Source organism: Streptomyces sp. NPDC018263 (assembly GCF_055562575.1).
In genome coordinates this window covers 901,696-915,498 of sequence record NZ_JBVHFA010000002.1, presented here as the reverse complement: position 1 = coordinate 915,498, position 13,803 = coordinate 901,696, and the positions used below count along the sequence as shown (strand labels likewise).

General features: G+C 70.6%; 11 protein-coding genes and 1 pseudogene. 5 read left to right on the top strand and 7 right to left on the bottom strand.

Features of this window, described 5'->3' with window-relative positions; translation table 11 throughout:
• Positions 1-12: 12 nt before the first annotated feature.
• The gene (locus tag ACZ3HQ_RS08980) at positions 13-303 is read right to left on the bottom strand and encodes a hypothetical protein (protein WP_467509018.1); all 291 of its coding nucleotides are present in this window, start codon (positions 301-303) and stop codon (positions 13-15) included.
• Between the two features lie 125 nt (positions 304-428).
• On the opposite strand from ACZ3HQ_RS08980, the gene ACZ3HQ_RS08975 reads away from it, so the two are divergent.
• The 4 genes from ACZ3HQ_RS08975 (at position 429) to ACZ3HQ_RS08960 (ending at position 7,745) form a co-directional block, all read left to right on the top strand.
• Positions 429-1,673 (top strand): metallophosphoesterase family protein, encoded by a 1,245-nt coding sequence (locus ACZ3HQ_RS08975; RefSeq protein ID WP_467509017.1) that lies wholly within the window; start codon positions 429-431, stop codon positions 1,671-1,673.
• The gene (locus ACZ3HQ_RS08970; RefSeq protein WP_467509016.1) at positions 1,670-4,882 is read left to right on the top strand and encodes an AAA family ATPase; all 3,213 of its coding nucleotides are present in this window, start codon (positions 1,670-1,672) and stop codon (positions 4,880-4,882) included. The genes ACZ3HQ_RS08975 and ACZ3HQ_RS08970 overlap by 4 nt, the downstream gene beginning before the upstream one ends.
• A 497-nt stretch (positions 4,883-5,379) precedes the next feature.
• The gene (locus ACZ3HQ_RS08965) at positions 5,380-6,975 is read left to right on the top strand and encodes a transposase (protein WP_467509015.1); all 1,596 of its coding nucleotides are present in this window, start codon (positions 5,380-5,382) and stop codon (positions 6,973-6,975) included.
• Positions 6,972-7,745 (top strand): AAA family ATPase, encoded by a 774-nt coding sequence (locus ACZ3HQ_RS08960; RefSeq protein ID WP_467509014.1) that lies wholly within the window; start codon positions 6,972-6,974, stop codon positions 7,743-7,745. Before ACZ3HQ_RS08965 ends, ACZ3HQ_RS08960 begins: the two co-directional genes overlap by 4 nt.
• Here ACZ3HQ_RS08960 and ACZ3HQ_RS08955 read toward each other — a convergent pair.
• From ACZ3HQ_RS08955 to ACZ3HQ_RS08935, 5 genes and pseudogenes are all read right to left on the bottom strand, one after another.
• Positions 7,711-8,562, bottom strand: a complete 852-nt coding sequence (locus ACZ3HQ_RS08955) for a hypothetical protein (protein WP_467509013.1) — start codon at positions 8,560-8,562, stop codon at positions 7,711-7,713. The genes ACZ3HQ_RS08960 and ACZ3HQ_RS08955 overlap by 35 nt on opposite strands.
• Before the next feature lie 568 nt (positions 8,563-9,130).
• A pseudogene (locus ACZ3HQ_RS08950) lies at positions 9,131-9,268 on the bottom strand (hypothetical protein); the annotation flags it as partial.
• Complete coding sequence (locus tag ACZ3HQ_RS08945; protein WP_467509012.1) at positions 9,265-9,549, bottom strand: helix-turn-helix transcriptional regulator; 285 nt, start codon at positions 9,547-9,549, stop codon at positions 9,265-9,267. The pseudogene ACZ3HQ_RS08950 and the gene ACZ3HQ_RS08945, both read right to left, overlap by 4 nt.
• 97 nt (positions 9,550-9,646) lie before the next feature.
• Entirely contained in the window at positions 9,647-10,210 is a 564-nt protein-coding gene (locus tag ACZ3HQ_RS08940; protein ID WP_467509011.1) for a nitroreductase family protein, read from the bottom strand.
• A gap of 292 nt (positions 10,211-10,502) precedes the next feature.
• Complete coding sequence (locus tag ACZ3HQ_RS08935) at positions 10,503-10,808, bottom strand: hypothetical protein (protein ID WP_467509010.1); 306 nt, start codon at positions 10,806-10,808, stop codon at positions 10,503-10,505.
• Between the two features lie 314 nt (positions 10,809-11,122).
• Between ACZ3HQ_RS08935 and ACZ3HQ_RS08930 the strand changes: the two genes are divergently transcribed.
• The gene (locus ACZ3HQ_RS08930) at positions 11,123-12,124 is read left to right on the top strand and encodes a LuxR C-terminal-related transcriptional regulator (RefSeq protein ID WP_467509009.1); all 1,002 of its coding nucleotides are present in this window, start codon (positions 11,123-11,125) and stop codon (positions 12,122-12,124) included.
• A 69-nt stretch (positions 12,125-12,193) separates the two neighbouring features.
• On the opposite strand, the gene ACZ3HQ_RS08925 is transcribed toward ACZ3HQ_RS08930, so the two are convergent.
• Complete coding sequence (locus ACZ3HQ_RS08925) at positions 12,194-13,474, bottom strand: allantoate amidohydrolase (RefSeq protein ID WP_467509008.1); 1,281 nt, start codon at positions 13,472-13,474, stop codon at positions 12,194-12,196.
• Between the last annotated feature and the right edge of the window lie 329 nt (positions 13,475-13,803).

The following is a 13,803-nucleotide window of genomic DNA, read 5'->3' as shown; positions in this document are numbered from 1 at the left end:
GCATGCTAGCAGTCACTCGGGGCTTCCAGTTTTACTCCAGGCATTTGCGAAGAGCGGCATGTGAGGGGCCCGGTCGCGCAGGGGTGCGTCCCGCTGGGGTTCGGTGACCGTCGGCGCGGACTCCGGCCGGACCGCGTCCGGGGCGCCACTGAGCCCGCACAGAACATCCCAGGCATGTTGAGCGCGTGTCAATTCCGCAGCCAGAAGGCGTACTTGGCAAGTATCGTGTTGCGTGAGCGCCTGCCGGACCGCCTCCTGCAGTTGCTGCATGCGCTCCTCGAGAGCGATCAGATGCTCGTCCATGCCGGGATGCTAGCAGTCACTCGGGACGCCCAGTTTTGCTCCAGTTATTTTGGTGTACAGTCCCGGGCTCATAAGGCACCACCGGTGCCCTCCTACGCCTCGCTTCCAGAAGGGCGCATGAAGGCATGAGCAGACTGCTCCACACCTCCGACTGGCATCTGGGCCACATCCTGCACGGGCATCCACGCGACGAGGACTTCGACGCCGTCCTTGCCGAGGTCGTGGCCATCGCCCAGGAGAGCCAGCCGGACCTGATCGTCCACAGCGGCGATCTGTTCCACTCCTCCCGTCCCACCGTCCGGGACATGTTCCGCGCCATGCGCGCCCTGCGCGAACTCGCCGCCATCGCCCCCACCGTGGTCGTGGCCGGCAACCACGACTCCCCCCACTACCTGGAGTTCCTCCACTTCATGACCGGTCCCTCCTGCGGCCGGGGCCTGTTCTTCGTCGACCGGCTCCGCCCGGCACACGACGGGGGCGTGATGACCTTCGAGGCCTGCGGCGGTGAGCAGCGCATCCGGCTGGCTGTCCTGCCCTTCGTGCACCCGAACCGGTTCTGGCGGCGCGATTCCACCTCCGGCACGTCGTATGCCGACTACGCCGAGGCGATGCGCGGCCTGCAGGGGGAACTGACGGAGGCCTTGCACGAGGGGTACGACCCCGACCGGGACATTCTGCTGTTCATGGCCCACGTGTTCGTCAAAGGCGCCAGGACCTCCCCGAGCGAACGGGCCGTGGACGAGGCCTTCGAGACCCCTCCCGAAGATCTTCCGGTGGTGTCGTACGCCGCTCTCGGACACATCCACCGCCCGCAGGCCATCGAGGGCCTGAAGTTCGCCGCCCGCTACGCGGGCAGCCCGCTGGCCATGGACTTCGGTGAAGCCGACGAGACCAAGAGCGTCGTGATCGTCGACGCCGACCCGGGGCGGCCGGTGCGGGTGTTGCCGCGCCGGCTCTCCAGCGGCCGGCGGCTGACCCACTTCACCGGAACCCTCGAGGAACTGAAGGCCGCGGCCGACCAGTACGACGGGACCTTCCTCAAACCGGTGATCACCGGCGAGGAGCCCGACGGGCTCCTCAGCCAGAAGATCGCCGAGATCGTCCCGAACGCGATCCTCATCAACCCGGCCCCGGCCCGGGAAGATGCCCCAGGCGCCGTCCTGGACGGTGACCTGGGCGATGAGCCGGAACTCCCCGACGCGTTCCGGGCCTACCTGGCCCGTGAGGGAGTGGACGCAGATGCCGCGGAGTCGACCGTCACCGCCTTCCTCCACCTGCTCAACGAACTCGACGACGAGACGCTGACCCCGGTCCCGGCCGAGGAACAGCTGCGCGCCGCGCTGGAAAATCCCTGGAAGGAGGCGTCATGAAGCCCTTGCGGCTCACCCTCACGGGCGTGCGCAGCTACGCCGGCACCTGCAGCATCGACTTCACCGGTAAGCGCCTGCTCGCCATCCTGGGCAACACCGGCGTGGGCAAGTCCACCATCCTCGAGGCGATCATCTTCGCCCTGTACGGGACGTGTTCGTGGTCCAAGGACCCCAAGGCCGCCTACGAGCTGATCGGCAAGGGATGCCCCAGCATGGACGTAGCGTTCGAGTTCTCGGCAAACGGCCGCGAGTGGAGTGTGCGCCGCACCCTGCATGCGGAAGGCAAGAAGGGGCCGCAGGCCGTGCTCGAGCCCCTGGCCGACGACAGCGCCGACTTGCGGGTCGACGGCAAGTCCGCGGTGACGCAGGCGGTGACCCGGATCATCGGGCTGGACTGGGACGGCTTTGTCAGCACGGTCCTGCTGCGCCAGGGGAAGTTCGACGCCCTCCTCAAGGCCCCCAGGGCCATGCGTGCCGACATCCTGCGGCACATCTTCGGCATCAACGAGCTCGAGCGTGTACGCAAACGGGCCGGCGTGCGACTGGAGCGCCTGAATACGCAGATCACCGAGGGAACCAGGGCCCGCGCGCTTCTCCTGCCGGATCCTCATGCTGCCGCTTCCCAGGCGCTGCTGGATCTGGAACGCACCCGGGGTATCGCGGCCCGCCGGCGCGAGCGACTGGATGCGCTGCGCGCGGCCCAGAGCCGGGCCGTCGAGCACAAGCACCGCAAGACGGGCTTGGACAAAGCGGCGCGGCTGCTGCGTGAGCGCGCTGTTGCGGATTCGAGCATCACGATGGCCGCGCTGGCGCGGAAGAAGAGGGAACTCGATGCCGAGGCAGCAGAGCAGGAGACCACCGGACGCGAGTTGGCCGCGAAGCTGGAGGCGGCGCAGGGCGCGCTGGATACGGCCGCACAGGCCGGTGACACGCTCCGCTCCCTGTCCAGCGCGTTCGCTGTCCTGTCCCGCCTGCCGGAGCGTGCAGCCGGCCTGGACGCCGTCGAACAGCGGCTGAAGCAGGAGCAGCTTCAGCATGACGAGCACGAACAGGAGCACACGCAGGCACGACAGGAACTGGAAGAGCACGAGCAGCGCAACGCGGCCCTCGTCGAGGCCGCCGGCCGGGCCGAGCGCATGGTGAGCGAGGCGCGCACGCACACCGACCAGGTCCAGGAGGCCGTCCGGGCAGCGCTGCAGGAGGCCAACGCCGCGGCCGGGCATCTGCAGACACAGCGCGCGACGCTCGAGACGGTGGAGGAACAGCGCGGCCACAGCGCCGGCCTGGAGAGCGACCTGAAGAAGCTGCGCGGCGCTCTGGAAGCGGCCCAGGACGACCTCGCAGCGCTGCAGCGCAGGGAGGCGGCCCACGCGGCGGGTGCCGGTCTGGCGCCCGGGGACGCCTGCACGGTGTGCACCCAGCCCGTCCCCAGCGACTTCGCTCCCCCGCCGCTGTTGGACGGCAAGGCACTTACTCAGGCCAAACGCAAGGTCACCACACGCTCGAACGCCGTCGAAGCGGCGGTGGAGGCCAAGGCTGAAGCGGCCGCCCAGCTGAAGGGAACCGAGCGGAAGGTCGAAAAGCACCGCCGCGGACACCTGGCCGCCCGCGAGCGCATGGACGCGGCGCTGCTCCAGGTGCAGGAGCTGGTGGATGCGGTACACCCGGCCGGTGCTCCCGCCACGGCCACCGCCCTGGACGCGCTGGGCCGGCAGACGACGGCTCAGGCGCATGCCCTCGCCGAGGGCGAACCAGTAGGCCGGGCGCAGATCACCCGTGCGGTCAAAGCACTTACCCAGCCGCTGCGCGACGCAGAGGGTGAGGCCCTCGCGGCCCACACAAGCGCCCAGGCGCAGTTGGGGGCGGCGCAGGCCGAGAACGAGGCGGCCCGGGCCGAGCTCAAGCGTCAGCGCGGCCGCCTGCAGCGTGAACGCAAACGGCTGGACAGGACCCGGCTGCAGTACGAGACCGAGCTGGCGAGTGTGCTGACGGAGGTCAGCGAACTGCCGCCCTCCATCCACCCCGCCCAGCCCTCCCCATCACAACTGCCCTCCCTGCAGGACATCGCCTCCGCTAAGGAGGCGGCCGGCCAGCGCCTCGAACGGCTCGAGCAAAGGACACTGGAGCGTGACGACGCCCAGAAGGCCCTCACGCTGCACAGCGAAAACCTGCAGGCCCTGGACGCACGCCGCCGGCGCACCGTCGAGACCCCCACACGCAAGCTCATCAAACAGCTGGAGCGCTGGGCGGACACGGCCACCGATGCCACAGGCCTTCTCGAGGCCGAGGCGTCCCCCGACCTGCCTCCCGTTCCGGACGCAGGCGACTTGGCCGCCGTCGACACCTACTGCATGGCCCTCGCCTCGCTGCATCAGCGTCTGACCGGCACTCTCGGGCAGGCCGCTCAGCACGCCGACGACGAGGTCCGCGCATTCGAGAAGGAGCTGATCCGCCAAGCCGGCGCCACCGCCGACGAGACGGACCCGGACCCCGGCTTCCCGGTGCCCGAGAAGAGCGACCTGCTCGCCCCCGCCGTCCTCGACCCGCTCAGCCGCAAGACCATCCAAGCCGAAGGCGCGCACGAGACGGCCAAGGCCGATCTGCGCACCGCACAGTCCCAAATCCCCTACGCCGACGCGCTGGGCACCGCCCTCGAAGCCGCCAGCCGGCAGGCCGCGGTGTGGAAGAGCGTGAGCGACCAGCTCACCGACGGGAAGTTCCTCACCTATCTCACCGATCAGCGCACCCATGCGCTGCTCAGGCACGGCAGCAGGATCCTCCGGCAGATCTCCATGGGTGACTACGCATTCACCGATGACTTCCAGATCCTTGAACGCGCCACCAATCACGCGCGCGACCCGGAGACCCTCTCCGGCGGAGAGACCTTCCAGAGCTCCCTCGCGCTGGCGCTGGCGCTCGTCGAGCTCCACAACACCAGCCACAACAAGCTGGAAAGCCTGTTCCTGGACGAAGGTTTCGGCTCTCTGGACAACATCCGCCTGGGCGACACCCTCGCCGTCCTGAGCGACAGCGTGGCCCAGGACAAGAGGGTCATCGTCATCAGCCACCTGTTCCCGGTGGCCGAGGTCGTCGACAACGTCCTACTCATCAACAAAACCGGCCAGGGCTCCACGGCCGCCTGGCTCACACCGCAACAACGCACCGCAGCCATCCACGACGGGATCCAGCGCCTGCTGGAAAACACCTGAGCAGTACCAAACCGGCCACCACAGTCGCCGAGGAGCCCATCTCCCAGTCCCCGAACAGCCTCTTCGGGCGCCGGTGGCTCCGCGTTGCGGTGACCGGCAGGCCCGGTACTTCCTTCCCGGCGCATCACAGGGCGCCCCTGCATGCCTGCGGCCGGCGCTGACAAGAACTGGCTCAGCGCCGACCGCAGCCGTCCACCCGACGGCGCCGCAGCAGGGCGGCCGGGCCGGGTCCTCCCCGGTATCCCGGCGCACGAGTGCTCCTCGGGCAGCCGGGCTGTGAGGAACACGCCCCCTTCCTGGCGAAGGTGCTGATGCTCGCACCCGGCGCTGGCTGACGGCTGGGCCGTGCCCGCCTCCCCCTGGCATGACGCCGCCTCACAGCCCTGGCGACGGCCCAGGGGCCGCCCGCACCGTCCTGCCCGGACACCGCCAACGCCCTGCGGAAGCACGGCACTTGTGGCCTTCCGCGCTTCGTATCCATTTAAGGAGCAGACCGCATGAATGACTCTTCTGCCGGCACGCAGGGTGCCGGCAAAGCGGTGTTCACCGCCCGCTCGGGGCGGCTGGCCGCGCTGCCGCGGTTGCTGTCGCTGGACCAGAGCGGCGAGCTGACCAGCGCACACGTGAAGCTGGTCGCCACGGCCGTGGGCCGCTCGGAGCGGGCGGTGTGGCGGTGGGTCGCCACCGCGCGCGCCACCGGCCACGTCGATGCGGCATCCCGGACACGGTTCAGCGTCACCCCCGAGATCCGGCGGCTGCTGGTGCTGTGGGGAGGCAACGCCTCCGCCGTCCACCGCGAGCTCAAGCAGCGGGCCCTGGACGATCCCCGCATGCCTGCGGCCCCGTCACTGTCGACGATCCACCGGGCGCTGCGCCGGGACCTGACGCCCGGGGAGCGGGCCGGGCTCGCCAAGGGGGAGGCCGCCCGGCGGGCCTTCGACGTGTTCGCACAGCGTCCTCCCGCGCACCGCAACGCCGCCTGGGAGGGCGACCACAAGTGTGTGCCCGTGCGGGTGCTGCTCAAGGACCAGCTCGTGCAGCCCTGGGTGACCTGGTTCATCGACTGCCACACCAAAGTCATCACGGGGGTGGCTGTGACGCCCCATGCACCCAGCGCGGATGCGGTGCTGGCGGCCCTGCGGATGGCCCTGGACCGTACCGAGCCCTTCGGCCCGGCCGGCGGCCTGCCAGGCCTGATCCGGGTGGACCGCGGCAAAGAGTTCCTGTGTGCCACCGTGGCCTCGGCCCTGGGCGCCTGCGCCGTGCCCGTCGTCGATCTTCCCGCCTACAGCCCGCACCTGAAGGGCACCATCGAGGCGCTCAACGGTGCGGTCGAGGACATGCTGTTCGTCTCCATGCCGCGCTACGTGCACCGGCAGACGCTCACCGGCGGGCGCACCGCAGACCCGGACGAGCCCGCACTCTCCTTCGAGGCGTTCGTGGAACTGCTGCTGAAGTGGGTGCACTGGTGGAACACCGAGCACCAGCCCAGGGCGCTGGGCGGCCGCACCCCGATGCAGACGTGGTCGTGCGACCCCACTCCCCTGCACGACGTTGCCGCAGAACAGCTGGCCCATTTCGGGCTCGAGGACGACGGACGCACCCGCACCATCACCACGCAGGGCGTGCGGTGGCGCAACCGCCACTACATCGCCCCCTGGATGGTCGGCCAGGCCGGCGTCCGTGTCGCGGTGCGCCACCTGCCCCACCACGACATGACCATCGAGGTCTTCGGCCTGGACGGTGTGTACCTGGGCAGCGCCGTTCTGGCCGAGGCGGCCAGCGAGGAGCAGGTCAGCAAGGTCCGCAAAGCCCGCACCGCCAAGGCGCGGCGGCTTCGCGCGGACATGAAGGCCGCGGCACGGCTGCGCCGCGAGCGCTTCGAGGCCGTCACCACCGCCGTCCCGCCCGAGCGTCTGGGTGCGCTGACCGAGGCGGAGGCCGAGGCAGAACTTGCCGAATCGGACGCCACGGACCTGCGGCAGGCCGATCCCGGCTACATCCCACACCAGTCCGTCCCGGACGGCTGGGCGCGCCCGATCCCACTGGCCGCGAGCGGGCCGGACGACGACACTCCTGAGGAGAACGTGTGAGCGGCGACATGGACTACGGCAGGCTGCCCGCAGAGGACGACGACCACTTCCACCGCCTCGATGCGCACCTGGTGGCCACCAACACGCTCATGACGACACTGGACGACATCCAGGCGACGATCGACGCAAAGGCCATGATGGTCGCCTACGGATCGGCTGGGTACGGCAAGTCGATGTCGGTGAACTCGGCGCTTCGCAAGATCGCCCCCGACAACACCTACCGCCTGGAGCTGCGCTCGGGGCCGACCCCCCGCGACATCCGCCACGGACTGTTTCACGCCCTGGGGCTGCCCGGGGAACCGCAGACCCGGCCGATCGAATTCGACACCCTGCTGAAGGAGACGCTGTCGCAGACGTTCCGCGTGCTGGTGTGCGACGAGGCCCAGTGGATGGGCCGCAGTTCGTTCGAGTACTGGCGCCATCTGTGGGACGACCGCAGGACCGACATCGCGGTGATCTTCGCCGGCGGCGACAACTGCTACAAGGTCCTCAAGCGTGAGCCGATGCTGGCGTCGCGGATCTTCATCTGGCGGAAGTTCACCCGCATGCCCGAGGCCGAGGTCGTCGGCACGCTGCCGGTGTTCCACTCGCTGTGGGCCGGGGTCGACCCGCAGATGATCCGCAACATCGACCGGGCCGCGGCGCACGGGAACTTCCGCAACTGGGCCACCATCACCAAGCACATGCTCAACGGCATGCAGATGAAGGGGCTGACCGAGGTCAGCCAGAACCTCGTCAACTGGGTGTACAGCAAGCTGGGCGGCATGTAGCAGCCGTCGCGCATGCGCGGCGGCCCGGACAAGCCTGGGCCGCCGCCGACAACCATACTTGTTGCCAGTTTCCGGCGATGTGGAGTTCGTCGGTGCCCATGACGCGCATGACGGTGAGTCCGGCGGTGTGTGCTTTGTGGGCTTTGAGCCAGAGGTTGACGAATGCCTGGGAGCGGATGATGTGCATCCAGTCGGGGCGGTAGAGGGCCCTGTTGTAGTTCGACTCTCCCATGGTGGACACGAACTTAGAATACATGGATTTCACGTATTCCAGGGTGACTTCGTCTTCGTCGGTGATGGCTTTTTCGCGGGCGTCTCTGAGGGCTTGGCGGAATTTCTCGAAGAGTTGTTCCGTGGCGCCGGAGGTGAAGGATTCGTGGATGACGGGTGGGTCGCAGAGGGGGCCGTACTGGTCGGTGGCGAGGCGCTGGAGGAGGCGGAGGGTGGGTTCGGTGACCCAGACGGGGCCTGGTTCCTCGCGGTTTCCGAGGGGGTTGGGGAGGTAGGGGTGGTGGTCCCATTCGGGTGGGGTGATGAGGTGGATTCCGGCGCGGCGGCGGGAGTGGACGTTTCCGGTGGAGTATTCGAGGGCGCCGAGTGGGAGGTGGGTCTTGAGGGCGGAGAGGTAGGCGCCGTTGATGTCGAGGGCGGTGATGTCGCCGGGGGTGGGGGGTGGGTCGAGGCGGGTCCAGTGGGGGCGGGCTTCCCAGATCTCGTCGGCGCCGTGGGCGGATTTCTTGCGGAGGATGTCGGGGAGCGGGGGGTGTCCGACGATGTCGTAGCGGGCGCCGATGCGGGTGGCGTCGAGGAGGGCCATGGCGTCGGGGATGGCGCGGCGCTGGAGTTCGGCGGTGGCGGCGTGGAGGTCGCCGGCGTGGGTGTCGAGGGCGTCCTGGACGGCGCGGGTGATGAGGTCGGGGGTGTGGGGGTGGGGGTGTGAGGTGCGGCGGCGGGGGGTGGGGGTGTGGCGGGTTTGCGGGGTGCGCGTGGGGGCGGCCTCGGGCCGGCGGGCGGGGGTGGCTTCGGGGCGGGGCGCGGGGGCGGCTTCGCGCTGGGGCGCGGGGGTTTGGGGCTGGGGTGGGGTGGGGGCTGTGGGGTGGGGTGGGGGTGGGGTGGGTGCAGTCGTCGGGGTGGAGGTGCTGGGGGTAGCCCTCGACCTCGTCGGTGGCGGGGGCTCCGCACAGGACGCACGGCTGGGGGGCGGGCGGGGGCTCGTCCTGGTCTGCTGGGGTGGGTTCGCCGGTGGGGCCGGTCTCGGGGTGGGCCGGTGCCTCGGGGTGGGCGCGGAGTTTTTCTTCGGCGGCGGTGAGGAAGTAGGCGTATTTCTCGCGGAGTTCGCCGCTGGGGTCGCGTCCTGTTTCCCAGCCGCCGACGGTGGAGGGGCTCACGCCCAGGGCCTGGGCCACCTGGGTGCGGGTGAGGTGGAGGGCCTGGCGCAGGGCGCGGCGGTGGTCGGCGGGGGGCAGGGCGGGTGGGGTGCGGGCGGCGGCGAGGAGGGCGTCGATGGCGTTGAAGTCGGTCATCGGGGTGTTTCCTGGGCGGCCGCGGGGGTGCGGTGGCGGTGGGGGGCCAGGGTGTCGCGGGCGCGGGTGGGGCCGGCGAGGAGGTCGAGGACGTCGATGCCGTAGTGGGCGGCGAGGGCCTCGCAGTCGCTCAGGCTCCAGGCGGCGTTGCCGGACTGGCGGCGGCTGATCTGGGTCTGGCTGATGCCCAGGGCGGTGGCGAGGTCGGCCTGGTTTTCGCCGGTGAGGTGCATGAGGGCGGCGGTGGCTGCTCGTACGCGTTCGCCGAGCGTCATCTTCATGGGGTCATCGTAGGAGATCTGTTATGCGTTTTATGCATCAGCGGTGGTGGAAGTGGTGTGCCTCCCTGGTGGTGGCGGGTGTGGGGGCGGGGTGGGGTCAGTGGGGCAGCAGGTGGGGGGTGAAGACGGTGATGTGGTCGGTGATGTCGTGGGGGGTGCGGCGTCTGGGGGTGCGGGGGTGGTGGGGGGTGCCGATGTAGAGCCAGCCGAGGAGGCGTTCTTCGGGGTGCAGGCCGAGGGTGTGGCGGGTTGCTTCGGAGCGGGTGAAGGGGCCGGTGCGCCAGACGCTGCCGAAGCCGCGGGCGTGCAGGAGGAGGCTGAGGGAGCCGGCCATGGCGCTGGTGGCGGCGAGCTGTTCCCATTCGGGGATGGTGGTGTGCTGGGGGGTGAAGACCAGGGTGGCGAGCAGGGGGGCGCGCTGGGGTTTGGTCCGCGCCTGTTCGCGGCGGGGCTGGGGGCCGTCGTAGTCGTCGGCGAAGCTGCGGCCCAGGGCGGTGCGTCCTTCGCCGCGGACCAGTATCCAGCGCCAGGGGCGCAGGCGGCCGTGGTCGGGGGCGGTGGCCGCGGCGCGCAGGAGGTAGGCGAATTCCTCGTCGCTGGGGGCGGGTTCGGTGAGCTGGTGTTCGCTGCGGCGGGTCAGCACGGCGGTCATGACGTCCATGGCTGTTCCTTCGGGCGGGCGTTTTTGGGAGGTGGGAGGGGGGCGGGTGGCGGGGGTTACTGCCAGCCGGAGTCGTTGTCGGTCGTGCCGGACGTCTGGTGCGTGGGGAGGGGTGCTGCGGCTGTGCCCCGAGCTGTGTCGCCGACCGCCATGGGTGTGCCTCCGGTGTCCGGGGTTCGCTGACTCCTTTGAGGGTGCCGTTTTGCGGGTGCTGCTGTAAGGGGGAAACGTGCAGGTCAAACCGTCCATGACCTACTTAGGACAGGGAGGGTGGGGGTGGGGGGTGGGGGTTTCACAGGGGTCCGTCGGCGTCGATGGGGATGAGGGGGACTTCGGCGCGCAGCAGGGTCCAGGAGTGCAGCCAGTGGTGGTCGTGGAGGGTGCGGCGCCACAGGGTGACGGCGGTTTCCTCGGCGGCTTTGAGGGTGGCGGCGGAGATGTAGACGCCGATGACGGGGTGGGGGTGGGTGTCGGCGTGGACGACGACGTGTTCGATCCCGGTCAGGTCCCGGCCGCAGGCGGCCACGGCGTCGGCCGTCCCGCTGGGCAGGAGGACGCCGTGCGCGGGTGGCTGCACGTGGACATGGACGAGGTACATGGCGGGTTTCCTGCCGGCGTGGGAACTGTCTGCCGGGTGAGCGGCGGACAGCGGAAAGTGCAACATGGCATGAGTCAGGGGTGGCGTCTATGTCGGCTGTGTTGAACACCGCACCGGGGCGGGCGGGTTGGGGGCTCCCCCGGCTTCCCGCTGGGCGGGTGTTTGTGGGAACGGTCAGTCTTGGGCCAAGAGAGTGCGTATCCGGCCGACTGCGGGCGCATCTGCACTACTCTCCTCTCCTTAACAGCGGTTGAGGCGCGCGCTCATCGGCCTTGAGCGATTCAGGTGGCGTACAGACCTGTCGGGGGAATGAGATGCTTGATCTTCTCGGGCTCGACCACCAGACCGAATCTGTGTACCGGGCCATGCTGGCCCATCCCGAGGACGGGGTGGAGGGGCTGGTCTCGCGGCTGGGCAGACCGGCGGGAGAGATCCGGGACGCGCTGGACCGCCTGAGCGAGCTGGCGCTGGTGCGTTTTTCCACCGAGGACCCCACGCAACTGCATGCGGTCAGCCCTCATCTGGGTATCGAGATCCTGCTGGCGCGGCAGCAGGCGGAGCTGGCGGCGCAGCAGCAGCGGGTGGAGGCGAGCCGTGCGGTGGCGGCGCGGCTGATCTCGGAGTTCGCCGGGCAGCAGGAGGATGTGCCCGAGGCGGGGGTGCAGTATCTGCGGGGGCTGGAGTCGATCCGGGACTATCTGATGGCGCTCAACCATCAGGTGCGTCACGAGTTTTTGGCGTTCGCGCCGGGCGGGCCGCAGACGGAGGCGAATATGCAGGCGTCGCGTCCGCTGAACCAGCGGCTGCTGGAGCGGGGGGTGCAGATGCGGACGATCTATCTGGACAGTATCCGCCGGGACGCGGCGACGGTGGCGTACGCGGAGTGGCTGATGGACCAGGGCGGTCAGGTGCGGACGGTGCCGTCGCTGCCGAACCGGATGATCATCTGTGACCGGCAGGTGGCGATCATGGCGGCCGACAGCAATGCCACGTCGGTGGGTGCGGTGGTGCTCAGTGCGCCGGGGCTGATCGCGGCGCTGTGCGCGCTGTTCGACAACACCTGGCAGGCGGCGGAGGCGCTGGGTACTCCGGCGGCCGGGCCGGAGCAGGAGGGGCTGACCCGGCAGCAGGCCGAGGTGCTGCATCTGCTGGCCGAGGGGTACACCGACGACGCGATCGCCCGGAAGCTGGGGGTCTCTCCCCGTACGGCGCGGCGTTTCGCGAACACGCTGATGGCGCAGTTGGATGCGCGCAGCCGTTTCCAGGCCGGGGTGCGGGCGGTGCAGTACGGGCATCTGCCGGCCAGTGTGGGCTAGCACGGTCTTCTTTGCGGGTGTGGGGTGTTCAACTGCGGAGTGGCGCGGTTGAACACCGGGCCCTGGGGGTCAGTGGGCGTGGGCGGTCTTCAGGGCGGTGCGCAGCAGGACTTCGGCGCCCAGGACCAGGTCGGCGGGGTGGGTGTCCTCGTGGGGTACGTGGCTGACGCCGCCCACGCTGGGTACGAAGATCATGGCGGTGGGGGTGAGGTCGGCGATGACCTGGGCGTCGTGGCCGGCGCCACTGGGCAGTTCCTGGCAGGGGGCGCCCGCCTCGCGGCAGGATTCCTCGATCAGGGCGCGCAGGTGCGCGGCCGTGGACACCGGTGCGGAGTGGACGCGGGCGAGGGTCTCGATGCGGGTGCCGGTCTGCCGGGCGAGGGTCTGCAGTTCGCGGTCCAGGACGGTTTCGGCCTGCCGCAGGCGGGCGGCGTCGGTGTCGCGGAGGTCGGCGGTGAGCCGCACGGTGTCGGCGATGGTGTTGGGCGAGTTGGGGTGGATGTCGAGGCGGCCGACGGTGGCGACCCGGCACAGGTCTGCGGTGGTGGCGAGGCGTTCGACGGCCAGGGTGAGGCGGGCGGCCGCGGCCAGGGCGTCGCGGCGGCCCGGCATCGGGGTGGTGCCGCAGTGGCCGGCGCTGCCGCTGATCTCGACGGTCAGGACGGTGCGGCCGGTGATGCCGTCGACGACGCCGATCCGGTTGCCGGCGCGTTCGAGGACGGGTCCCTGCTCGACGTGGAGTTCGAGGTAGGCGGCCAGTGAGTGGGCGGGCCAGACGGCGCTGCCCAGGGCGTCGAGGTCGCCGCCGGCCAGGGCGAGGGGGCCGCGCAGGGGGTGGCCGTCGTGGTCGAGGGGTTCGCGGGGCAGGTCGGCGAGCCGGCCCGCCAGGACGGAGGAGCCGAAGAACGGCTGGGGGAACAGGGCGCCTTCCTCGTTGGAGAAGGCGGCCGCCACCGGCTCGAACGCGCTCTCCACGCCCGACTCGGCGCACGCCTGCACCACTTCCAGGGCGGCCAGCACGCCGTAGGCGCCGTCCAGGCGGCCGCCGTTGACGACCGTGTCCAGGTGGGAGCCCATCAGGACGGCCGGGCGGGCGGGGGCGGTGCCCGGCGGGCGGGCGCGGATCATGAGGTTCCCGGCCGCGTCCACCGAGGTGGCCAGGCCCGCGGCCCGGCTCTCCTTCAGGACGTAGGCGCGGGCTTCGCGGTCGGCGCGGCTGAAGCCCTCGCGGGTGATGCCGCCGGTCACCGGGTCACGGCCGATACGGCCCAGTTCCTCCACGCGGCGCAGCAGACGCTCGGCGTCGACGGCGGGCTGGGCGGTGCGGCGGTGGGCCACTGGTTGACTCATGAGTCCTCCAGATCCGTTGAGTCGGGGCATAGACGGGGGTGGTGCAGGGGCGGGGCAGGGGCGGTGCGGGGCCAGGGGCGGTGCCGGGGGCGGTGCGGCGGGCCCCGGTCCCGTGGCGGGGTACCGGGGCCGGGCCGGGTGGCGGCCGGTGATGGGCCGCGCCAGAGGCCGGGTGGCGGGGCCGGTGACGGCCCTGACCCGGCGTGGCCGGTGAGTCCCCTGGCCTGAGGCCGGCCGCGCGGGCCCGGTGACGGGCCCTGGCCCGAGGCCGAGCCCGGCGGGGCCGGTGAAGGCCCGGGACCGGCGTGGCCCGTGTAGGCCCTGGCCCG

Coding starts and splice junctions, on each gene's coding strand:
- ACZ3HQ_RS08980 (WP_467509018.1), bottom strand. CDS start 303: ATGGACGAGCATCTGATCGCTCTCGAGGAGCGCATGCAGCAACTGCAG.
- ACZ3HQ_RS08975 (WP_467509017.1), top strand. CDS start 429: ATGAGCAGACTGCTCCACACCTCCGACTGGCATCTGGGCCACATCCTG.
- ACZ3HQ_RS08970 (WP_467509016.1), top strand. CDS start 1,670: ATGAAGCCCTTGCGGCTCACCCTCACGGGCGTGCGCAGCTACGCCGGC.
- ACZ3HQ_RS08965 (WP_467509015.1), top strand. CDS start 5,380: ATGAATGACTCTTCTGCCGGCACGCAGGGTGCCGGCAAAGCGGTGTTC.
- ACZ3HQ_RS08955 (WP_467509013.1), bottom strand. CDS start 8,562: ATGGCCCTCCTCGACGCCACCCGCATCGGCGCCCGCTACGACATCGTC.
- ACZ3HQ_RS08945 (WP_467509012.1), bottom strand. CDS start 9,549: ATGAAGATGACGCTCGGCGAACGCGTACGAGCAGCCACCGCCGCCCTC.
- ACZ3HQ_RS08940 (WP_467509011.1), bottom strand. CDS start 10,210: ATGGACGTCATGACCGCCGTGCTGACCCGCCGCAGCGAACACCAGCTC.
- ACZ3HQ_RS08935 (WP_467509010.1), bottom strand. CDS start 10,808: ATGTACCTCGTCCATGTCCACGTGCAGCCACCCGCGCACGGCGTCCTC.
- ACZ3HQ_RS08930 (WP_467509009.1), top strand. CDS start 11,123: ATGCTTGATCTTCTCGGGCTCGACCACCAGACCGAATCTGTGTACCGG.
- ACZ3HQ_RS08925 (WP_467509008.1), bottom strand. CDS start 13,474: ATGAGTCAACCAGTGGCCCACCGCCGCACCGCCCAGCCCGCCGTCGAC.